The 22,855-nt window shown below is 59.1% G+C and carries 19 protein-coding genes; all 19 read left to right on the top strand.

Annotation, left to right across the window (positions count from 1 at the left end; translation table 11 throughout):
- Positions 1–66 precede the first annotated feature (66 nt).
- The 19 genes from uvrA to tyrS all read left to right on the top strand — a co-directional run bounded on the left by uvrA (position 67) and on the right by tyrS (position 22,417).
- Positions 67–2,904, top strand: coding sequence for an excinuclease ABC subunit UvrA (gene uvrA / locus F4V58_RS06020; RefSeq protein WP_075734229.1), 2,838 nt, complete (start codon positions 67–69; stop codon positions 2,902–2,904).
- 3 nt (positions 2,905–2,907) lie between these two features.
- Positions 2,908–3,852, top strand: coding sequence for a serine hydrolase (locus tag F4V58_RS06015; protein WP_150385725.1), 945 nt, complete (start codon positions 2,908–2,910; stop codon positions 3,850–3,852).
- Between the two features lie 533 nt (positions 3,853–4,385).
- A complete protein-coding gene (gene infC, locus F4V58_RS06010) occupies positions 4,386–4,907 on the top strand; it encodes a translation initiation factor IF-3 (RefSeq protein ID WP_075734228.1) in 522 nt (173 codons plus the stop codon).
- A gap of 49 nt (positions 4,908–4,956) precedes the next feature.
- Positions 4,957–5,151 carry a 50S ribosomal protein L35 gene (rpmI, locus tag F4V58_RS06005; protein ID WP_075734226.1) on the top strand — a complete coding sequence of 65 codons (195 nt, stop codon included), beginning with the start codon at positions 4,957–4,959 and terminating at the stop codon, positions 5,149–5,151.
- Between the two features lie 57 nt (positions 5,152–5,208).
- Positions 5,209–5,589 (top strand): 50S ribosomal protein L20, encoded by a 381-nt coding sequence (gene rplT, locus F4V58_RS06000; RefSeq protein ID WP_075734224.1) that lies wholly within the window; start codon positions 5,209–5,211, stop codon positions 5,587–5,589.
- 89 nt (positions 5,590–5,678) lie between these two features.
- The gene (locus F4V58_RS05995) at positions 5,679–6,491 is read left to right on the top strand and encodes a TrmH family RNA methyltransferase (RefSeq protein ID WP_075734222.1); all 813 of its coding nucleotides are present in this window, start codon (positions 5,679–5,681) and stop codon (positions 6,489–6,491) included.
- Positions 6,492–6,556: 65 nt separating this feature from the next.
- Complete coding sequence (gene pheS, locus F4V58_RS05990; protein WP_075734220.1) at positions 6,557–7,594, top strand: phenylalanine--tRNA ligase subunit alpha; 1,038 nt, start codon at positions 6,557–6,559, stop codon at positions 7,592–7,594.
- A 30-nt stretch (positions 7,595–7,624) separates the two neighbouring features.
- On the top strand, positions 7,625–10,150 hold the full coding sequence (gene pheT / locus F4V58_RS05985; RefSeq protein ID WP_075734218.1) for a phenylalanine--tRNA ligase subunit beta: 2,526 nt from the start codon (positions 7,625–7,627) through the stop codon (positions 10,148–10,150).
- 221 nt (positions 10,151–10,371) lie between these two features.
- Complete coding sequence (locus F4V58_RS05980; protein ID WP_084559702.1) at positions 10,372–11,673, top strand: acyltransferase family protein; 1,302 nt, start codon at positions 10,372–10,374, stop codon at positions 11,671–11,673.
- 73 nt (positions 11,674–11,746) lie between these two features.
- Positions 11,747–12,796 carry an N-acetyl-gamma-glutamyl-phosphate reductase gene (argC, locus tag F4V58_RS05975; protein ID WP_075734214.1) on the top strand — a complete coding sequence of 350 codons (1,050 nt, stop codon included), beginning with the start codon at positions 11,747–11,749 and terminating at the stop codon, positions 12,794–12,796.
- A gap of 34 nt (positions 12,797–12,830) precedes the next feature.
- Entirely contained in the window at positions 12,831–13,997 is a 1,167-nt protein-coding gene (gene argJ, locus F4V58_RS05970; protein ID WP_075734212.1) for a bifunctional glutamate N-acetyltransferase/amino-acid acetyltransferase ArgJ, read from the top strand.
- A 73-nt stretch (positions 13,998–14,070) separates the two neighbouring features.
- Positions 14,071–15,009 (top strand): acetylglutamate kinase, encoded by a 939-nt coding sequence (gene argB / locus F4V58_RS05965; RefSeq protein WP_150385726.1) that lies wholly within the window; start codon positions 14,071–14,073, stop codon positions 15,007–15,009.
- Entirely contained in the window at positions 15,006–16,181 is a 1,176-nt protein-coding gene (locus tag F4V58_RS05960; protein ID WP_075734208.1) for an acetylornithine transaminase, read from the top strand. Before argB ends, F4V58_RS05960 begins: the two co-directional genes overlap by 4 nt.
- A complete protein-coding gene (gene argF, locus F4V58_RS05955; RefSeq protein ID WP_075734206.1) occupies positions 16,178–17,110 on the top strand; it encodes an ornithine carbamoyltransferase in 933 nt (310 codons plus the stop codon). Before F4V58_RS05960 ends, argF begins: the two co-directional genes overlap by 4 nt.
- 125 nt (positions 17,111–17,235) lie before the next feature.
- Complete coding sequence (locus tag F4V58_RS05950) at positions 17,236–17,736, top strand: arginine repressor (RefSeq protein ID WP_075734204.1); 501 nt, start codon at positions 17,236–17,238, stop codon at positions 17,734–17,736.
- Positions 17,737–17,925: 189 nt separating this feature from the next.
- Entirely contained in the window at positions 17,926–19,155 is a 1,230-nt protein-coding gene (locus tag F4V58_RS05945; protein WP_075734202.1) for an argininosuccinate synthase, read from the top strand.
- Positions 19,156–19,238: 83 nt separating this feature from the next.
- Entirely contained in the window at positions 19,239–20,672 is a 1,434-nt protein-coding gene (gene argH, locus F4V58_RS05940; protein WP_075734200.1) for an argininosuccinate lyase, read from the top strand.
- 150 nt (positions 20,673–20,822) lie between these two features.
- Positions 20,823–20,999, top strand: a complete 177-nt coding sequence (locus F4V58_RS05935) for a Trm112 family protein (RefSeq protein ID WP_075734198.1) — start codon at positions 20,823–20,825, stop codon at positions 20,997–20,999.
- Between the two features lie 128 nt (positions 21,000–21,127).
- Positions 21,128–22,417, top strand: a complete 1,290-nt coding sequence (gene tyrS / locus F4V58_RS05930; RefSeq protein WP_075734196.1) for a tyrosine--tRNA ligase — start codon at positions 21,128–21,130, stop codon at positions 22,415–22,417.
- Positions 22,418–22,855 lie beyond the last annotated feature (438 nt).

Raw genomic sequence — 22,855 nt, 5'->3', positions numbered from 1 at the left:
GCAACAGGTGCCGGTCCTAACAACTTTTAGAAGATTTTCGCACAGTCAAAACAGTAAGGAAATTCAGTGGCAGAACGCCTAGTGGTTCGTGGAGCACGTGAGCACAACCTCAAGGGAGTAGACATCGATCTACCCCGCGATAAGATGGTGGTGTTCACCGGCCTTTCGGGCTCCGGTAAGTCCTCCCTAGCCTTTGACACCATCTACGCCGAAGGCCAACGCCGGTACGTGGAGTCCCTTAGTTCCTATGCCCGCATGTTCTTGGGACAGATGGACAAGCCAGACGTGGAGTTCATTGAGGGCTTGTCGCCGGCGGTATCCATTGACCAGAAATCAACTAACCACAACCCGCGGTCAACGGTGGGTACCATCACTGAGATTTATGACTACCTGCGCCTGCTGTTCTCCCGCGCCGGCACCCCGCACTGCCCGGTGTGTGACGCGGTCATTGAGCGCCAGACCCCGCAGCAGATTGTCGATACCGTGCTGGGCAACGAAGAGCGCCTAAAGTTCCAGGTCCTAGCACCCGTGGTGCGCCGCCGCAAAGGCGAGTTCGTAGATCTTTTCGCGGAGCTTACCGCCCAAGGTTTCGCCCGCGTGCGCGTGGACGGGCAGCTGTACCAACTCAGTGATCCGCCCAAGCTCAAGAAGCAGATTAAACACGATATTGACGTCATCGTGGACCGCCTGCAGGTTAAGCAGTCCGCCAAGCAGCGCCTGACCGACTCCGTGGAAACCGCGCTGAAGCTGGCGGATGGCATGGTCACCATCGACTTCGTGGACAACGAAGAACTCACGCACACCTATTCGGAAAAGACGTCCTGCCCCAACGGCCACCCTTTGGCTATCGAGGAATACGAACCTCGCGCCTTCTCCTTCAACTCTCCCTTTGGCGCCTGCCCGGTGTGTGACGGGTTGGGAACCCGCTTGGAAGTAGACATCGATCTGCTCATCCCGGATGAGGACGCGCCGGTAACGCGGGCTATCCAGCCGTGGCACTCCTCGCCCAACTCCCGGTACTTCGTCAAACTGGTGGAAGGCCTGGCCAAGACCATGGGTTTCGACGCTAGCTCCCCGGTCAAAGACCTTTCCCCGGAGCAACGGAAGGCCCTGGTTTACGGCACCGACACGGAGGTGCGGGTCCGGTACAAAAACCGCTACGGCCGGATCCGGGACTGGACCGCACCCTTCGAGGGCGCGGTAGGGTTCATTGACCGCAAGCTCTCCGAGACGGATTCCGCCTCCCAGAAAGACCGGCTCATGCAGTACACCCGGCGCGTGCCGTGCGCTACGTGTGGCGGTTCCCGCCTCAAGCCGGAGATCCTGGCGGTGCGTCTGGCCTCTACCGCCCACGGGGAACAATCCATTGCCGGACTGACCGCTTTGTCCATCGAGGAATCCGCGGAATTCCTGGACTCTTTGGTGCTGGGTGAACGCGAAGAGATCATCGCCGGGGCGGTGCTCAAAGAGATCCAGGCCCGCCTGAAATTCCTGCTTGACGTGGGGCTCAACTACCTCACTCTAGACCGCGGTGCGTCCACGCTATCCGGCGGCGAAGCCCAGCGAATTCGCTTGGCCACCCAGATTGGTTCCGGCCTAGCGGGCGTGCTCTACGTGTTGGATGAGCCCTCCATCGGCCTGCACCAGCGCGACAACCACCGGCTGATAGAAACCCTTAAGCGGCTGCGCGACATTGGCAACACGCTCATCGTCGTGGAACACGACGAGGACACCATCCGGGAGGCCGATTGGCTAGTAGACATTGGTCCCCGTGCTGGTGAATACGGCGGTGAGGTGGTCTACCAAGGAAAGCCTGAGGGCATTGAGAAGGTCAAAGAGTCCTTGACGGGCCAGTACCTGTCCGGAAAACGCGAGTTGGCCGTGCCGGATAACCGCCGGCCGGTGGACCGGGAGCGCATGCTGCGGGTAGTGGGCGCGCGGGAGAACAACCTCAAAGAAATTGACGTGGAAATCCCCCTGGGTGTCATGGTGTGTATCACCGGCGTATCCGGCTCCGGAAAGTCCACCGTGGTCAACCAGATCCTGGCCAAGACCCTGGCAAACCAATTAAACCGCGCCCGCCAGGTTCCCGGCCGCGCCAAGCGCGTGGAAGGCGTGGAACACCTAGACAAGCTGGTGCAGGTGGACCAGAGCCCCATCGGGCGCACCCCGCGTTCCAACCCGGCTACCTACACCGGCGTGTTTGACAAAATCCGCAACCTCTTCGCCGAAACCCAGGAAGCCAAGGTGCGCGGTTATAAACCCGGACGTTTTTCCTTCAACGTCAAGGGCGGGCGGTGTGAGTCATGCCAGGGTGATGGCACCCTGAAGATTGAGATGAACTTCCTACCGGACGTCTACGTCCCGTGTGAAGTATGTAACGGTGCCCGGTACAACCGCGAAACCTTGCAGGTGCACTACAAGGGAAAGAACATAGCCGAAGTCCTGGACATGCCCATCTCCGAGGCAGCCGAGTTCTTTGCGCCGATTACCTCTATCCACCGCTACCTCAACACACTGGTGGACGTGGGCCTAGGCTACGTGCGGCTGGGACAATCCGCCACCACTCTCTCCGGCGGTGAGGCGCAGCGCGTGAAGCTGGCCAGTGAGCTACAAAAGCGCACCAACGGCCGGACCATCTACATCCTGGATGAACCCACAACCGGATTGCATTTTGAAGATATCCGCAAGCTCATGCTTGTTATCCAAGGGCTGGTGGACAAGGGCAACTCCGTGGTCATCATTGAGCACAACCTGGACGTCATCAAGGCAGCTGACTGGGTGGTAGACATGGGCCCAGAGGGTGGTTCCGGCGGCGGACTGGTGGTGGCTGAAGGTACCCCGGAAGAGGTTGCTAAAGTAAAGCAGTCTTATACGGGTCAGTACCTCAAGGAGCTTTTATAAAACGTGTTAAGGATTGTGGGCGCAATAGCGTCATGCGTTGCGGCGTCCATCCTGGGTGCATGTAGCACCGGCGCGGCTGGGGAGGCAGCAGCCGGACCAGATACGGCGACCGCTGTGGGTTCTTCCGCTGCCGGCTCCACCGTTGTTAAGGGTGGCGGGGCCTCCGGCGCGCAGATGGATCCCCAAACCCGCGAAATGGTCGAGCAAGACCTGCACAAGCTGGTGATGAAAATCGGCCGGAAACACCACGCGCGTGTGGGCGTGGCTATCACCACGGCGGAGGGGACCTTCACCGCCGGGCATCCGGGAACCGGTCCCGCCTGGTCCACCATCAAAGTCCCGATAGCCATCGCGGCTTCCAGGGGTGAGGCGTCCAATGATCTGGTTGACCTATCAATTAGGGAGTCTGACAATGACGCATCCTGGGAACTGTGGATGCACGTGCTCGATAAAGAAGGTGATCCCATCCAAGCTGTGGATACAGTCTTGGCGGAGGGAGGCTCGAAAGTCCGGTGGCAAGATCCCGAGTCCGGATGGCAGACAGCTTTTGGATACGCCAACTGGCCCCTGCAGGAACAAGCGAAGTTCGGTGCTCACCTGGAATGCATCAAGGGTGCTAGGCGCGTTATTCGCGACATGGGCAAGATAATCGAATGGCAACGCTGGGGTCTAGCCAAGGAGTCGAATGCCCGCGTGAAGGGCGGCTGGGGCCTAAGCGAACTTGATGGCCACTACACCCAGCGCCAGTTTGGGGAGCTAAAGTTTGACCAGGGAAACGTGGGGGTTGCCACAATCACGGTGCGCTACGACGGCTTTAAGACGGGTGAAGACGCGGCCTACCACAAGGCCCAAGCAACCCTTGATGATCTATCGCCGGAACTGGTTGCTTACCTCCAGCAGTCGCTAGCCCGGGGCGTGCTTAGTCCGGTGGATTCCTGCCCCGGGTAGGAAAGAGACTGCGCTATTTACCCCGGTGGCCCCGTATGTATAAACCGCACGCACTGGCGGCAGGCACCCGGAGGTTGGACATCCGGGCGGAGGATTCACGGACTGTGGACGTTCGGACAGGAAACGTTCGGACAGGGTGCGTTCGGAACGGGGGACGTTCGGGCAGGGTGCGTTCGGACGGTGGCTACAGCGGGCATGGGCGGCCCCGTTGGCCTTCGCGGTACCGTTGGCGCGGTTAGCAGAAACTGGGGTCCGAAGGGCTAATTTGGAAAGGGTTGGGACCATACGCTATAGTTGCCAGTACTACCGCCCAGAGCGCCTTCTCCAGGAGGTCTTGGGTCGCAAGCGGAGTTTCTCTCCCACCTGAAGCCGCACGGTTTACCGTGTTGGATAAAGGTAAAAGGTTTTACTTTAAAACGTAGAACGTTTCTGAGAACTCCCGGCTGCATATCTTGCAAGCCGGGTTCTTCGTTTGTGGTCAAGGTAGGCAAATCAAGTTTAGCTTTTCACATCTTTAAACCAAGGAGACCACAATCAGCGCTGAAGCTCGCATTAATGAGCGCATCCGAGTTCCCGAGGTCCGCTTAGTCGGCCCCGGTGGTGAACAGGTGGGTATTGTCCGCACGGATGATGCTCGCAAGCTCGCATACGAAGCAGATCTAGACCTGGTCGAGGTAGCACCCACGGCAAAGCCGCCGGTTGCCAAGATCATGGATTACGGCAAGTACAAGTATGAGCTAGCCCAGAAGGCTCGCGAGGCTCGCAAGAACCAGCAGCAGACTGTGGTTAAGGAACAGAAGTTCCGTCCGAAGATCGATGATCATGACTATGAGACCAAGAAGAGCAATGTGATTCGCTTCCTGGAAAAGGGTTCCAAGGTCAAGGTGACCATCATGTTCCGTGGCCGTGAGCAATCGCGTCCGGAGCTGGGTTTCCGCCTTCTTGAGCGTCTTGCAGAAGACGTAAAAGAATACGGTAACGTTGAGGCCCGTCCAAAGCAGGACGGCCGCAATATGACCATGGTTCTGGGACCAACCCGCAAGGGCAAGAAGTAGACAACAAGACAATTTCGGCAATCAACGGGAATTAAAGGACTTAACTCTCATGAAGCAGAAGACCCACAAGGGAACCGCTAAGCGCATCAAGGTAACCGGTTCCGGCAAGCTGCGCCGTGAGCAGGCTGGCCGCCGCCACCTACTCGAGGGCAAGACGTCCAAGCGTACTCGTCGCCTGAAGGGCGAAGAGGCAGTTGCACCCGCAGACGTCAAGCGCGTAAAGCGCCTCCTAGGCCGCGCATAATTTAGCGCCTACACCCAGTTAAATAAACATCACTCTATAAGTTAAGGAAGTATTACTGTGGCACGAGTAAAGCGCTCAGTTAACGCCAAGAAAAAGCGCCGCGCGATTCTAAAGTCCGCTAAGGGCTACCGCGGCCAGCGCTCCCGCCTGTACCGCAAGGCCAAGGAGCAGTGGCTACACTCCATGACCTATGCGTACCGCGATCGCCGTGCGCGCAAGTCTGAGTTCCGTAAGCTGTGGATCCAGCGTATCAACGCTGCAGCTCGCATGAATGACATCACCTACAACCGTCTCATCCACGGCCTGCGCCTGGCTGAGATTGAGGTAGACCGCAAGATCTTGGCTGAGCTTGCTGTGAATGACTTCGAAACCTTCTCGGCACTGTGTGAAGCAGCTAAGGCTGCTCTTCCTGCAGACGTCAACGCTAAGGTCGCCTAAGAGCCCTAAGCTGCTTAGAGCACCTAGCGTCGCACCCCGAACCCCGCTTGTGAGTTCGGGGTTTTCGCGTATCCGGGTAGGGTGGGGGCATGACTTTGGACTTCGAGAACGCCTTTACTGAGCGCACCCCCCGTATTGTCAACGCCGCCAAGCTGCACCGCGCGGCCGCCCGCAAGAAGGCAGATAGGTTTATCATCGAGGGTGAAAATTCTGTCGATGCTGCCGTGTCCACCGGCGCCGCCACGGATATCTTTGTCACCGAGTCTGCCGCCAGCCGTTTTGATCATATAGTCACGGCCGCCGGCTACATGGACGTCTACGTCCACCCGATTACCGACCGTGCGGCCAAGCACTTGAGCGACACCGCTACCACCACGGGCCTTTTTGCGCTGTGCCCGCCTGTGCTGTGGACCGCCGGGAAGATTCTGGCCGGAAAACCTAAGTTGGTCTCCGTTCCGGTGGAAACCGCAGAGCCAGGCAACGCGGGAACACTCATCCGTACTTCGGATGCCATGGGCGCAGACGGCGTTATTTTTGCCGGGGAGTCCGTGGACCCGCTGGGTTCTAAGGTGGTCCGGGCGTCCGCAGGGTCGTTGTTCCACATTCCGGTGGCTAGGCAAACCAATATCAAAGACGCCTTAGGGCAGCTGCGCCAGGCCGGTATGCAGCTGATTGCCACCGCCGTTGATGGTGAGGTTGACTTGGCTGATGCTGATCTCAGCCAACCCACGGCGTGGCTGTTTGGCAATGAGGCCCACGGGCTAGGGGATCTGCAGGAGGAAGCGGACATTCGGGTGAGGATCCCCATCCGCGGCCGCGCGGAGTCGCTGAACCTTGCTGCTGCGGCCAGCATTTGTCTCTATGAGTCCGCCCGGGCGCAATCCCAAACCGACCACAGTTAATTGTCACGCCTGCGGTAAGATAAGCGGCGTTAGTTTTTCGCGAAAGTAGAAGGTTTTTAAGGCACGTGTCTGATATTGAATTGACCCAAGAGGCGCTTGGCGCCGCCGCGGAGAAGGCAATTGCGGCCTTTGAGTCCGCCGCCACCCTAGAAGAGCTAGACCAGGCCCGCAGGGAGCACCTGGGAGAGAAGGGCTATATCCCGCAGGCCCGCACCATGCTGGGCACTTTGCCCAAGCAAGACCGCAAGGAAGCCGGCAAGAACGTCAACATTGCCCGCGGCCGCGCGGAGAAGGCGTTCGGTCAGAAGAAAGCCGTGCTGGAGGAGCAAGCGCGTGAGGCGCAGCTGAAAGCGGAGACCGTGGATGTCACCGTTCCCACCACGCGTGCGCAGACCGGCGCTCTCCACCCCATCACCGCCTTAAGCGAGCGCATTGCGGACATCTTTGTGGGCATGGGCTGGGAAATTGCCGACGGCCCCGAGGTGGAGGCGGAGTACTTTAACTTTGATGCCTTGAACTTCAAGCCGGATCACCCCGCGCGTACCCTGCAGGATACGTTCCACGTCTCCAAACCGGGTTCCAAGCAGGTGCTGCGCACCCACACCTCGCCGGTGCAGATTAGGACCATGCTGGAGCGCGAAGTTCCCCTCTACATCGCTTGCCCAGGCCGCGTTTTCCGTTCCGATGAGCTAGACGCCACCCATACCCCGGTATTCCACCAGATTGAGGGCCTGGCCGTGGACAAGGGGCTGACCATGGCGCACCTGCGTGGCACACTTGACCACCTGGCCAAGGTTTTGTTTGGCCCGGAGACCACCACGCGTATGCGTACCAATTACTTCCCGTTCACCGAGCCCTCTGCGGAGGTGGACGTGTGGTTCCCCAATAAAAAGGGCGGCGCCGGCTGGATCGAGTGGGGCGGCTGCGGCATGGTCAACCCCAATGTTTTGCGCGCGGTGGGCGTGGACCCAGAGGAGTACACCGGCTTCGCGTTTGGCATGGGGCTAGAGCGCACCCTGCAGTTCCGCAACGGTTTGACCGACATGCGCGACATGGTTGAAGGCGACGTCCGTTTCACGCTTCCTTTTGGCGTGCAGGCATAAGTTAAGATTTGTAGAGGAATTTAAAAGCACATGTTGATTTCACAAAGTTGGATTACCAATCTTCTAGCCGCACGCAACCCGGGCTGGTCAGTTAGCCCTGAGGACCTGGATACCGGATTTGTCCGGGTAGGTTTTGAAACTGAGGGCTACGCCCCGCTCCCGGAGATTTCCGGTCCGCTAGTCATTGGCTACGTGGAGACCTTCGAGGAGCTTGAGGGATTTAAAAAACCCATCCGTTACTGCCAGGTCAACGTGGGCCAGGCCAACGGCACGGGAGAGCTACAGGGCATAATCTGTGGTGCTCGCAACTTCCGCATGGGGGACCACGTGGTGGTTTCTTTGCCCGGCGCGGAGCTTCCTGGTGGCTTCAAAATCGGGGCGCGGGAGACCTACGGCAAGATTTCAGCGGGCATGATGTGTTCCGCAGCTGAGCTGGGTATTGCGGATAAATCCGAGGGGATCATTACTCTTGGCCCGGAGTTCGCCGCGCACGTGGGACAGGACGCCCGCCCGCTGGTGGGCCTGGCAGACACCGTTTTTGACGTCAATATCACCCCGGACCGCGGGTACGCCCTCTCCGCCCGCGGGCTTAGCCGTGAGGTAGCTTCCGCCTTCGATCTTGAGTTCGGTGACGTGGCAAAGGACCCGGACATCGCGGGTATCGACACCGCAGACGTGCCAGAGCCTGCAGGCGATCTCATCGACGTGGACGTGCACCCGGAGACCAAGGCCGTGCGCTTTGGCTTGCGCCAAGTCACTGGGATTGACCCCACCGTACGTACCCCGTACTGGATGGAGCGCGAGCTCATGCTGTGCGGCCAGCGCCCGGTCAACCTGGCCACGGACATCACCAACTACGTCATGTTGCTGCTGGGCCAGCCTATGCACGCTTTTGACGCGGATAAGGTAGCCGGCAATCTGGTGGTGCGCAACGCCCAGAAGGGGGAGAAGTTTGAAACCTTAGATCACGTCAAGCGCACGTTGGACGCGGAGGATGTGGTTATTTGCGATGACAACGGCATCCAATCCCTGGCCGGAGTGATGGGTGGCACCACCACGGAAATCTCTGATTCCACCACCAACATCTACTTCGAGGCTGCCAACTGGGATCCCATTACCGTGGCGCGCACCTCGCGCCGCCACAAGCTGTCCTCAGAGGCCTCCCGCCGCTTCGAGCGTGGCGTGGACCCGGCTATCGTGGAAGCCGCGCTGGATTATGCCTGCGCGCTTGCGGTCAACATTGCCGGCGGAACGGTTGCGCCCGGCCGCACCTTGGTGGGCGGAGTTCCCGCGCCAGCGGCTATCACCATGCGCGCGTCCAAGCCGGGGGAGTACGCGGGCGTGGACTACTCCCGCGCCACCGTGGAAAAGCGCCTGCGTGAGGTTGGCTGCCAGATTGAGGATGCCGGTCAAGAAGTCCTCTCCGTTACCCCGGCCACGTGGCGGGGGGATATCACCATGGACGTGGATCTTATTGAGGAAGTCCTGCGGCTAGAGGGCCTAGAGGATATCCCCACCATCCTTCCCACCCCGGTGGGCGGGCGCGGTTTGACTCCCGCCCAAAAGCGCCGTCGGGCTATTGGCCACGGCTTGGCTTATTCCGGCTACGCTGAGGTGCTGCCTTCGCCGTTTATCGCCTCTAAGACTTTTGATATGTGGGGTCTGGATAAAAAGGATCCCCGCCGCCAGGCAGTTACGGTCCAGAATCCGCTGGAATCTGACAAGGCCACGTTGGGCACCACCTTGCTGCCCAACATGCTTGAGGCCTTGGCGCGCAATGTGGCGCGTGGGCGCCATGACCTGGCGCTCTACGGCTTGCAGCAGGTCAGCTTCAAGCGCCAGGACGCATCTCCCATGCCGGATGTTTCCGCCCGCCCGGATGAGACCACCGTGGCGGAGCTGCTGGACTCCTTGCCTTATCAGCCGCTGCACGTGGCAACGGTGGCCACCGGCCGCATTGAGCACGCCGGCCCCTGGGGTGAGGGGCGCGCCTACACTTACGCGGACGCCATTGAATCCGCCCGCCTAGCCGCCCGCGCCGCTGGCGTGGAAATCGAGCTGGAATCCGCACAGGAGCTCCCGTGGCACCCGGGCCGCTGCGCCGCGATTGTGGCTACCGACGGACAAGGCAACCGCGCGGTGGTAGGTCACGCGGGCGAACTCCACCCGGAGATTGTCAAGGCCCTGGGCTTGCCGGAGCGTACGTGCGCTATGGAAATGGACGTCACCGCCCTGGACTTGGCTGAGCGTTTCCCCGCACCGGTGCTTTCCGCCTTCCCGGCCTTGCACCAGGATCTGGCGCTGGTCGTTGATGAAGACACACCTGCTGAGAAGGTCCGCCGTGTGGTGGAATCTGCCGCTGGTGAGCTCCTGGAATCCGTGGAGTTGTTTGACATCTTCCGCGGTGATCAGCTGGGTGAGGGCAAGAAGTCTCTAGCCTTTAGCCTCAACTTCCGTGCTGCAGACCGCACGCTGACTGATGAAGAGGTCAACCCTCACCGTCTAGCCGCAGCTTCCGCCGCTAAGGCCGAACTTGGCGCGGAGATGCGCGCTTAGGGCAGCTGTTTTAAGTCCGCGCTGGCCGGCCTCCCGGGTTTCCGGGAGGCCGGTTTTCTTTTGCTCGCGTACTCAGTGGCTTGGCTGGGGCACCGGGTCATACGGCGTGCCAAGGGGGTGGGGAACAACCAAGGCCGCGTACCGGCGCGCAGATACCGGTGGGATAAACTCAAGGGTATCTTTGTCTCACGAACCTAAAGTAGCTTAATTAAGGAATAGTCTTGACCACTTTCCCTCTCTCCGGGCGCAGACCAAATCTTCCTTCCCTCACAGGAGCGCGGTGGTGGGCGGCCATGGCGGTGTTCTTACTCCACGCCCTCATCTTCTTGGCGGTCTACCCGTTCCAGCGCAGTGAGTTGTTTGCCACCATCCACTCCTTTGTCCCCATGCAGCTGGGCTCTGCTGGTGTGACGTTTTTCTTCGTGCTTTCGGGCTTTTTGATTTACTGGTCCAACAGCAGCGTGCGTGGGGCAGGGGACATTCTGTATTACTGCCGCCGCCGTTTTACCAAGATTTATCCTATGCACTGGGTGGCGCTCATCCTCTTTGTCGCGGCCTCGGCCACCGTCACGCGGGAGGGTGCCGGCCTGAATGTGGACTTTGCCATGGATTTTTCCCGCCTGGAGCTGTGGCTGCCCAACGCGTTGTTAATCCACACGTGGAACCCCAACTGGGCGCTGCTTGGTGGGCTGAATGTTCCCAGCTGGTCCTTGGGCGCGGAGATGTTGTTTTACCTGTCCTTTCCTTTCTTGGTCCCCCTGGTCAACCGCCTGCGCGGTCGCGGGCACTGGGCCGCTTTTTGGGGCCTGTTCGCGCTCCTGCTGGGTGTGGCCCTGACGGTTCACCTGGTTTTTGCCGGCGGCTGGGAGACGGAAAACGCGTTTGTGGCCAGGCTGTGGGAGATGGATGTCTCCCCGGTAGCAGAGCCGCACGCGGACCCTGTGTGGTTTGCCCAGGAGTCCATCCCGGTGCACATGGCCTACTTCTTTTCCTATTACTTCCCGCTCTCGCGTCTGGCGGAGTTCTTCCTGGGCTGCGTGATGGCCAAGATGGTCTCAGAGGGCATCTTCCGCAATACCAACCTTGCCGCCCCCATGGTGGGCCTGGCCCTTTCCTTTGCCGCTACGTGGTTTGTTCCCGTGGCGTTGAAGATGGCGGTGGTGATGTTGGTCCCCATGTGCTTAATTGTGGGCACCCTGGCGGTCCGGGATCTGGAAGGGCTGTCCGGGCGGATAGCCTCCCCGCGCGCGGTGTTGCTGGGGAACATCTCCTTTGCCTTTTATATGGTGCAGTACCCGGTGATGGTGGCGCTACAGCGCTATGTCATAGCCGGGCACCAGTGGGGTTTCGTGGGCTGGCTGTGCTGCGCGGTGGCCGCGTTTATCCTGTCTGTCATCCTGGCCTGGCTGATGTTTACCTTTATCGATGATCCGCTGATGAAGGCTACCTCCAGGGGGCCAAGAAGACCCCGGAAGAAGGCAAATCCGCTGGTACGGGACCTTGCGGTTGTGATGGGTAGGTAGCTCGTGGAGTTTAAAAAACCCTAGTTAATGTATAGATTGCACAGTGTTGCATAATATGTGCTAGTCTTTCGGCATGACTACTACCGTTGCCATCGCGGGCGCTACCGGATACGCCGGCGCAGAAATCCTCCGGCTGCTACTTGGACACCCGGCCTACCTTGCCGGTGAGCTAAAAATCGGTGCCCTGTGCGGGCACTCCAACGCTGGACAGAAGGTGGGGGAGCTCATGCCGCACCTTCCGCAACTAGCGGACCGGACCATCGTTGCTACCACCGTGGAGAACCTCTCCGGTCATGACGTGGTTTTCTTGGCCTTGCCCCACGGACACTCCGCACGCCTGGGGCAAGCGTTGGGGGAGGACACTGTGGTTATAGACTGTGCGGCTGATTTCCGGCTCAAAGACAAATCCGCCTGGGAGGAATATTACGGCGGGGAGTACGCCGGTAGCTGGCCTTACGGCGTCCCGGAGATTCCCGGCCACCGGGAGCAACTCAAGGGAACTAAACGGGTGGCAGTCGCGGGTTGTTTTCCCACCGCCATCACCTTGGGCGCGCTGCCCGCAGTAGCCGGAGGCTTCATTGCCCCGGATTTAAGCGTCATTGCCGTGACGGGCGTGTCCGGCGCAGGGAAAAAGGCTTCGGTGAGTTTGCTGGGTGCAGAGACCATGGGTAATCTGCGCGCCTATAATCCCGGCGGCAATCACCGGCACACCCCGGAGATAGTCCAAAACCTCTCCGCGTTTAGCTCCAGCAACACCCCATTAAAAGTCACCTTCACTCCCATCCTGGCACCGCTTAGCCGCGGGATCCTGGCCACCGTCACGGCTGACCTCACGCCAGGCACCACCCCGGAGGCCGTCCGTGCCGCCTACCTGGACTACTACCGTGATGAGCCCTTCTGCCTGGTGCTTCCGGAAGGTCAGCAGCCGGAAACCCACAACGTGGTGGGCACCAACATGGTTCACATCCAGGCCCACGTGGATACCCGCGCTGGCAAGCTCATAGTTACCGCTGCGGTGGATAACTTGTGCAAGGGCACCGCCGGTGGGGCCGTGCAGTGCATGAACTTAAGCCTTGGGCTTGAGGAAACCGCCGGGCTTCCGCTGGCGGCCGTGGCGCCCTAACAATAGGTACTAGTAGAAAGAGCATTTCAAAACCATGACTAACTTATCTTCCGCCGGCGTGCTGGCACCCCGGGGTTTTGCCGCCGGAACTACTCGGGCGGGTATCAAGCCCTCCGGTAATCCAGACTTGGTACTAATTCATAACCAGGGCCCAGACTTCGCCGCGGCCGCCGTATTCACCCGCAACCGCGTGGTAGCAGCGCCCGTTGTTGTTACCCGCCAGGCGGTAGCGAATGGGCAGCTGCGTGCCGTGGTTATCAACTCCGGCAACGCCAATGCCTGTAATGGACAGCAGGGGCTGGCCGATGCCACCGAAATGACCACCCTGGCCGCCGCCGCGCTGGGCGTTGAAGCCGGTGACGTGGCGGTGTGCTCCACGGGGCTCATCGGCGAGCTCATGCCCATGGACAAGGTCCGCGCAGGAGTAACCCAAGCGGCCGGCATGGGGGCTACTGGGCTGGACGCGGCGCAGGCAATCATGACTACCGACACCGTGCCCAAAATGGCGGTTGCTAGCCGCCAGGGCTGGTCCATGGGTGCCATGGGCAAGGGGGTGGGCATGATGGCCCCTAGTCTGGCCACCATGTTGGCGGTCATCACCACGGACGCCGTGGCTAGCCCGGAGGCTTTGCACGCCGCGCTCACTAAGGCCAGCGGGGTAACCTTCAACACCCTGGACGTGGACGGCTCTACCTCAACCAATGACACAGTTATTGTCATGGCTAGCGGAGCCTCCGGGATAACCCCCACGCAGGAGGAGCTTGATGCTGCGGTGCTAGAGGTCTGCGCCAGCCTGGCGGATCAGATGCAGGCCGACGCAGAGGGAGTGACCAAACGTGTGAAAATCACCGTTACTGGGACGTCTTCAGATGCCCAGGCGTTGAGTGCCGCCCGGACCATCGGCCGGGACAACCTGTTTAAATGCGCCATGTTTGGCTCTGACCCCAACTGGGGCCGTGTCCTGGCGGCCGTTGGAATGGCGTCCGCTGACATGGACCCGGAAAACATCTCCGTGTACTTCAACGACCAACCGGTGTGCGTGCGGTCTACCGGTGCACCTGGTGCCCGGGAGGTGGATCTGTCCGGCGCGGATATTGACGTGCGTGTGGATCTGGGGACCGGCGGGCCGGGCCAGGCGTTCGTTCGCACCACTGATCTTTCCCACGCCTATGTGGAGATCAATTCGGCTTATAGCTCCTAGTACCACCCGCTCGCTAGATTTTTACCTCAACCGCCAGAAAGGCACCGCGATGACAAGCGAAAATACCCTAGATATGAGCCTTGGTCAGCTCACCAACCACGATAGGGCGGAAGTCCTGGCCCAAGCTTTGCCGTGGCTTATGCACTTTCGCGACAAAATCGTGGTGGTCAAGTACGGCGGCAACGCCATGGTGGATGGGGACCTGCGCCGCGCGTTTGCTGCGGACATGGTGTTCCTGCGCACTGTGGGGGCCAAGCCCGTGGTGGTCCATGGTGGTGGCCCGCAGATTTCGGACATGCTCGCCAGACTGGGCCTTAAAGGGGAGTTCCAGGGCGGGTTCAGGGTGACCACTCCGGAGGTTATGGAGATTGTGCGGATGGTGCTCTTTGGCAAGGTGGGCCGCGAGTTAGTGGGGCTCATCAACTCGCACGGACCCTACGCCGTGGGGACCTCCGGTGAGGACGCAGGTCTGTTCACCGCCCGCAAGCGCCTGGTGGACGTAGACGGGGAGATGACCGACATTGGTCAAGTAGGAGACATTGACTCCATTGACCCTGTGGCCATCATGGACATCATCGAGGCCGGACGGATCCCGGTGGTGTCCACCATCGCGCCCGGCCCAGACGGGGAAATCTACAACATCAACGCGGACACCGCAGCCGGAGCGTTGGCCGCAGCGCTCGGAGCAGAGCGTCTGCTCATCCTCACCAACGTGGAGGGTCTCTACACCGACTGGCCCAACAAGAACTCCTTAGTGTCAAAGATTGACTGTGAGAAGCTGGCGGAGATCCTGCCCGGCTTGGACTCCGGGATGATCCCCAAAATGGAGTCCTGCCTGCGGGCGGTGGAGGACGGCGTAGTGGCAGCCCACGTGATTGACGGCCGGGTAGCGCACTCGGTGCTGCTAGAGCTTCTCACCCCCGGCGGTATAGGCACCATGGTGCTCTCCGACGGCGGGGACTGCCTCCCCTTTGACGCAAAAACCGTCTTGAGAAAGGACGAAACCAAATGAGTAACCTCCAACAGCGCTGGTCTGCCGCGCTGATGAATAACTACGGCACTCCGCCCATCGCGCTGGTTTCCGGCCAAGGGGCGCGCGTGGAAGATGAAACGGGCAAATCTTACATAGACATGCTGGCGGGAATTGCCGTCAATTCGCTGGGCCATGCACACCCTGGCGTGGTGGCCGCCGTGAGCCAGCAGATAGCCACGTTGGGCCACGCCTCTAACTTGATGGCCACCGGCCCGGTGGTTTCTGCCGGGGAAAAGCTGATTAAGCGGGTGGGGGTTAGCAGCGCCCGGGTACTGTTTGTTAACTCCGGCGCGGAGGCCAACGAGGCCGCTGTGAAACTGGCGCGTTTGACCGGCCGCTCCCGCGTGCTGGCTGCCAAGGATGGCTTTCACGGGCGCACCATGGGTGCGCTATCGGTGACCGGACAACCTGGCAAGCGCAAAGCATTTGAGCCTTTGCCCGCCGGCGCGGAGTTCTTCCCCTTCGGCGACATTGATTACCTCACGCAACTTGTGGAGATTAACCCAAGTGACACCGCCGCCATTTTCTTGGAGCCAATTCAGGGGGAAACCGGGGTTATTCCGGCCCCGCCTGGGTTTCTCCAGGCGGTCAGGGCGCTCTGTGATGAACACGGCATCTTGATGGTGGTCGATGAGGTCCAAACTGGTGCGGGCCGCACGGGTACATTCTTTGCCTATGAACACTCCGGCGTGGTTCCGGACGTTATCACCATGGCTAAAGGCCTGGGTGCCGGCCTGCCTATTGGCGCGTGCATTGGCGTGGGTAAAGCAGCCCAGCTTTTCACCCCCGGCAGCCACGGCACCACCTTTGGCGGAAACCCCGTGGCTTGCGCGGCAGCTAATGTGGTGCTGGAGACTATTGATGAGGAATTCTTAGCGGAAGTGGCCCGCAAGGGCGCGGAGCTCAAGGAGCTCGTGGAACACTCCCCACACGTGGAGCAGGTTCGCGGCGCTGGCCTGATGTTAGGGGTAGTTCTCAAGCAGCCGGTGGCCAAACAAGCCGTGGAGGCCGCACTTCAGGCGGGAGTTATTGCCAACGCCATCGGCAAAGACGTCATCCGTTTGACCCCGCCACTGGTTATCGAAGACGCGGATATTGCCCAAGCAGCAAACACTTTGACACACATACTTCAACAGATGGGAACACAATGAGGCACTTTCTAGCAGATGACGATCTTTCGCCGGCTGAGCAGGCAGAGGTCCTGGACTTGGCCGCCTGGCTGAAGGATAACCCTTATGCCAAACAACTCCTGGCACCGGGAAAAACTATAGCGGTGATTTTTGACAAAACCTCGCTGCGGACCCGCTTTAGCTTCGCCACAGCGGCCGCACACCTAGGGGGCACTGCCATTACGGTAGGCAGCGCGGAAACCCAGATGGGCAAGGGGGAATCCATCGAAGACACAGCCAAGGTGCTCTCCCGCTACGCGGAGGCCATAGTCTGGCGCACTTTCGCCCACAGTAACCTAGAGGCCATGGCCGCAGCGGCGGACGTGCCGGTCATCAACTCACTGTCGGATGACTTACACCCCTGCCAGATCCTGGCGGATTTGCAGACTATTAAAGAACACTTCGATGACCTCACCAGCATCAAGGCCGTTTACTTAGGCGATGGTTCTAACAACATGGCCAACTCCTACATGCTGGGCTTTGCTACGGCGGGGCTGGATATCACCATCATCGCCCCAAAGGATTTCCAACCGGAACAGAAATTCGTAGACCGCGCAATCAACCGTGCGGCGCAGACCGGGGCAAGGGTGGAAGTCACCGATGACATCACAGCTGCTGCTGGTGCGCACGTGGTTATTACCGATACCTGGGTATCCATGGGACAAGAGCAGGATGGAAAGGACCGCAACACGCCGTTTAGGCCTTATCAGGTGGACGCGAACCTCATGGATAAGGCAAGCGCAGACGCCATCTTCTTGCATTGCCTTCCCGCCTACCGCGGTAATGAGGTCGCTGCGGAGGTCATTGACGGCCCGCAGTCTGTGGTATTCGATGAGGCGGAAAACCGGCTCCACGCCCAGAAAGCACTGATGGTCTGGCTGCTGGAGCACAAGGCAAAGGCCGCCCAGTAACGCCGCTGCCGTCAGGTGGACGCCACAACCCCACAGCAGTCGCCCTAAACCCTAATCAACCGCCGTAACCCCCAGGCACCCGCCGTAACCCCCCAAACAACTGAGCACGGAGTAAACTGCCCACCATGTCTAATACGCCTTCTAACCGAAATGCGCGCCAGGCGAAGATCTTGGAGATTCTAGCCTGCACTCGTGTAACCAGTCAGGTGCAACTTTCTGAGCTATTGTCCAAGGAAGGTTTTGATATCACTCAAGCCACGCTATCGCGGGATCTGGACGAGCTGGGAGCAAAGAAGGTCAAGCTGGATAACGGTAGCTCCTTCTATCAGGTGGGTGATGACCTGGAGCAGTTTGAAGATCAGGTTAACGGCCCACGGGAGAAACTTCGCCGGATGATAGATGAGTTGGTCACAGCCACGGACCACTCGGGCAACATGGCTATGTTGCGCACCCCGGCCGGTGCCGCGCAGTACCTGGCTTCCTATATTGACCGCGCGGGCATACCTGACGTGGTGGGATGTATTGCCGGAGATGACACCATCTTCGTTCTCTCGCGGGAACCGATGACGGGCGCTGAGATGGTGGAGAACTTGGTTCACCGGAAATCTAGCGGCAAACCCCAGTAGCAACCCCTACCGGCAACCTCCAGCAGCAAGCCCTGGTGGCCGCGAGAAACCAGGGTAGTGCCTGGTTCTCACCCCGGGCGGTAGATAGGGATGGCTTTAGCTGGCCCCGGGTTAGACTCTGAGCACATTTACGTATATTATTAACCAGACGGTATAATTTTCACTAACATTTTGAGGAGCACTTTTAACATGAATGCACGCGTAGTACTCGCATATTCCGGCGGCCTGGACACCTCGGTGGCCATCCCTTACCTATCAAAAATGACCGGCGGGGACGTCATTGCCGTGTCCTTGGATCTGGGTCAGGGCGGGGAGGATATGGAATCCGTACGCCAGCGCGCGCTGGATTGCGGCGCCGTGGAGTCCATTGTCGTTGATGCCAAGGATGAGTTTGCAGAAGAGTACTGCCTTCCCACCATCAAGGCCAACGGTATGTATATGAAGCAGTACCCGCTGGTATCTGCCATTTCTCGTCCGCTGATTGTCAAGCACCTGGTAGAGGCTGCGCAGGAGCACGGCGGTACGCATGTCTCCCACGGTTGCACCGGCAAGGGCAATGACCAGGTTCGCTTTGAAGTCTCCTTCCGGGCGCTAGATCCTTCCTTGGAAATCATCGCGCCGGCCCGTGATTACGCCTGGACCAGGGATAAGGCCATCGCTTTTGCTGAAGAGGTTAACCTGCCCATCGAGCAGTCAGCTTCCTCACCTTTCTCCATCGACCAAAACGTTTGGGGTCGCGCCGTGGAAACGGGCTTCCTTGAGGACTTGTGGAACCCACCGACAAAGGATCTCTACGCCTATACCGAGGATCCGGCTATGGGCAACGCCCCGGATGAGGTAGTCATCTCCTTTGACAAGGGAACGCCGGTAGCCGTGGACGGCAAGAAGATGACCGTGCTGCAGGTTATCGAAGAGCTCAATAAGCGCGCTGGCGCGCAGGGAATTGGCCGCCTGGATATGGTGGAAGACCGCCTGGTGGGAATCAAGTCCCGCGAGGTCTACGAAGCCCCAGGTGCCGTTGTTCTTATTAAAGCCCATGAGGCTTTGGAGGATGTCACCATTGAGCGCGAGCTGGCCCGTTACAAGCGGTTGACCGACGCCCGTTGGGGTGAGGAAGTCTATGACGGTCTGTGGTTTAGCCCCCTCAAGCGCTCCCTCGACGCCTTCGTGGACTCCACCCAGGAAACCGTCACTGGGGATATCCGCCTTACTCTGCACGCTGGTACCGCCACGGTGACCGGCCGCCGCTCCTCGGAGTCGCTCTATTCCTTTGACCTGGCTACCTATGACACGGGTGACACCTTTGACCAGACTGCAGCAAAGGGCTTTGTCCAGCTACACGGCTTGTCTACCCAGATTTCTAACCAGCGTGACCGTGAGGGTGGTTTCCCCACTGGCAATGAGAAGTACGCCCAGTAGCAAAACCAGTAACAACCCCTGTAACCAAACCTGTAACTAAAAGACAGTAACCAACCCCACTGAACCGGAGGCTAGGAAAACATATGCAACAGCACAAGACCAACCAGGGCGCGTTGTGGGGCGGCCGCTTTGCCGGTGGGCCGTCGGAGGCCATGTTTGCGCTTTCGGTGTCCACTCACTTCGACTGGGTGCTAGCGCCCTATGACGTGCTGGCCTCCAAGGCGCACGCCAAGGTGCTGCATTCCGCAGGCCTTCTTTCCGATGCCGATCTTGCCACTATGCTCGCAGGCTTGGACGAGTTAGGAGAGAAAGTCGCCAGTGGTGAGTTCGGGCCACAACCTAGCGATGAGGACGTTCATGGTGCCATGGAGCGCGGCCTGATTGAGATTGTGGGCCCGGAAGTAGGCGGGCGTTTGCGCGCGGGCCGTTCTCGCAATGACCAGGTTGCTGCGCTGTTTCGAATGTGGGTCCGCGACGCCATTCGTGACATCGCGGCGCAAGTATCCGATCTTATCGAGGCCCTAGCAGGCCAGGCTGCCCAGCATCCTCACGCCATCATGCCGGGCAAGACCCATTCCCAGGCCGCCCAGCCTATTTTGCTTGCCCACGGGCTTCTGGCGCATGCGCAGCCGTTGCTGCGCGACGTGGACAGGCTTAAGGACTTGGACAAGCGCCTAGCTATTTCTCCTTATGGCTCCGGTGCGCTGGCGGGTTCCTCGTTGCAGCTCGATCCGGAGGCCATTGCCCAGGAGCTGGGTTTTGAAGCAGCAGCGGAGAACTCCATTGATGGCACATCTTCGCGCGATTTTGCCTCCGAAACCGCTTTTGTGTTGGCGCAGATTGCGGTGGATATGTCCCGTCTGGCTGAAGAGATAATCTACTGGTGTACGCCCGAATACGGCTATGTCACCCTCGATGATGCCTGGTCTACAGGATCGTCCATCATGCCACAGAAGAAAAACCCTGACGTCGCGGAGCTAACCCGTGGTAAGACCGGCCGGCTGATTGGCAACTTGGCGGGTCTTATGGCAACTCTCAAGGCGCAGCCACTTGCCTACAACCGCGATCTACAGGAGGATAAAGAACCCATCGTGGACTCCGTGGCACAGCTCAACCTGTTGCTGCCAGCCATGAGTGGACTGGTTTCCACACTAACCTTCCACGAGGACCGCATGCGCGAACTTGCCCCCCGTGGGTTTACTCTGGCCACCGATTTAGCGGAATGGATGGTGCGCGAGGGCGTGCCCTTCCGCGAAGCCCATGAGGCATCAGGCGCGTGCGTGCGTATTGCTGAATCACGCGGCGTGGATCTAGTCGACCTTAGCGATGAGGAACTAGCAAGCGTGGACCCGCGCCTTTCCGGCGCAGTCCGTGAGGTACTCACCATCGATGGTGCGGTGGCTTCACGCTCTACTAAGGGCGGAACCGCCGGTGTCCAGGTCAAACAGCAACTGGCCAGAGTGAAAGATTTAGCCGAAAAGGCTCGCGAGTGGGCCAACGTCCCGGTTCGCGGCTAGGGCACAGCTCTAGGTGAACGGGCTTTTAGGATAGCCAGGCCAAGCTTTGACGGCAGCAGAAGGGGAACCGGAATTATCGGTTCCCTTTTTGCCGTTTTCACCGCTGCCCAACACTAAAGCAAGGGACGGTCTTTGTGTAGGGTTATGACTATGAGTCTTGATCCTAAGCTGTTGGAAATCCTGGTCTGCCCCCAGGACAAAGGTCCGCTAACCCACCTTGAAGAAGATGCCGTCTTGGTCAACGAACGGCTAGGTGTTGCCTATCCTATTGAGGACGGAATACCTGTCATGCTGGCCGATAGTGCCAAACCGTGGCCAGCGGCCTAAACGAGCACTTCGTAGAAAGTCAGAGCCTTCTCACCAACTCTGTTATTTAGCAACGCTGCAAACCAGCACCAAGTCAATACCAACACCTGTTAGCAACAATTGTCACAACCTCCGAGGGAAATAGATCTATGAACATTATCGATGAGCTGCAATGGCGCGGCCTTATCAACCAATCCACCGACCTTGATTCACTGCGTGAGGCATGCGCTGAGCCCATTACCTTGTACTGCGGTTTTGACCCCACGGGTGATTCTTTGCACGCCGGTCACCTGGTGCCCATGATCATGCTGCGTCGTTTCCAAGAAGCCGGGCACCGTCCCATTGCTTTGGCCGGTGGTGCCACAGGGTTCATTGGGGATCCCCGTGACGTGGGGGAGCGGTCCATGCTGACTCAAGACCAAATTGAAGAGAACCTAGTCAGTATCAAGGAGCAACTAAAGAAGTTCGTGGGCTTTGCCGGTGACAACGGTAACGCCAACAACCCTGATAGTGACAACGGCGCTCTGCTGGTTAACAACGCCGATTGGACCATGAATCTGTCAGTCATTGATTTCCTGCGTGATGTGGGAAAGAACTTCTCACTCAACACAATGTTGGATCGCGACACCGTCAAGCGCCGCCTGGAGTCTGATGGCATTTCCTACACGGAATTTTCCTACATGCTCTTGCAATCCCATGACTACCTGCACCTTAACCGCGCGGAAAACTGCGTGCTGCAGATTGGCGGCGGGGACCAGTGGGGCAACATTGTCTCCGGCGTAGACCTTGTTCGCCGCGTGGAAGGCAAGAAGGTGCACGCGCTCACCGTGCCGCTAGTTACTGACGCCCAAGGCCAGAAATTTGGCAAGTCCACCGGTGGTGGCAAGCTATGGCTGGACCCGGAAAAGACTTCCGCCTACTCCTGGTACCAGTACTTCCTTAACGCGGGTGACTCCGTGGTCATTGACTACTTGCGTTGGTTTACTTTCCTTACTCAGGACGAGATCGCGGAATATGAGAAGAAGGTAGCTGAGGAAGCTTTCCGCCGTGAGGCCCAGCGCCGCCTGGCCCAAGAGATGACAGACTTGGTCCACGGACCGGAGGCAACCAAGGCCGTTGAACTAGCCGCCCAGGCCCTCTTTGGACGTGCTGAGCTCACCGACCTGGATGAAAAAACCCTGGCTGGAGCCCTTTCTGAAACGGAGGTAGCTGAAATAGCTGCCGGCGAACCACGCACGGCAATCGATCTTTTCGTTGCAGCTGGACTTGCTGATTCGCGGGGTGCAGCACGCCGCACCATCAAGGAAGGCGGTGCATACGTCAATAACCAGCGCGTTGAGTCTGAGGATTGGGAGCCCACTGAATCTGACCTGCTGCACGGCAGCTGGCTGGTTCTCCGCCGGGGTAAGAAGAACTTTGCCGGGGCACGCCTGGTCTAGTCGGGCCTGTAGTTCTTGCCTCAGCTTTACGGCAACGAAGCGGAAAAGTGTCAACACTAAAACCTGCACGCTAAGGCGTGCAGGTTTTTGCGTTCTAGCAGGGGATTTGTCAACGGCTTAAACGGTATGTAAATTAGTTCAAGTCGCCACGGAAACAAGGTGACGCGGAGATGAACTTCAAGTTGACAACTTACAAAGTTAGAAACTAGGATTTAAACTCCAACGTCCTAGAGAAAGCCAAGATTAAATCCTGGTGAGTAAATAGGTACGGACGATGTCTGAGAACTCAATAGTGTACCAATGTACTTATATAACTTATGGTTGTTTGTGACTTTTTGCTGTTGTGTGCTTGGGTTGTGCCGGTGCCGTTATGTGCGGTGTTGGTTGGTGTGTGCCGGGTGGTGCCCTTTTCCATATAGGGGTGTCACTGTAAATAAT

This window comes from Corynebacterium phocae (assembly GCF_008693075.1).
GTDB lineage: Bacteria > Actinomycetota > Actinomycetes > Mycobacteriales > Mycobacteriaceae > Corynebacterium > Corynebacterium phocae.
Note: the sequence above shows the minus strand (reverse complement) of the source record. Positions and strands in the feature narration are given on the sequence as shown.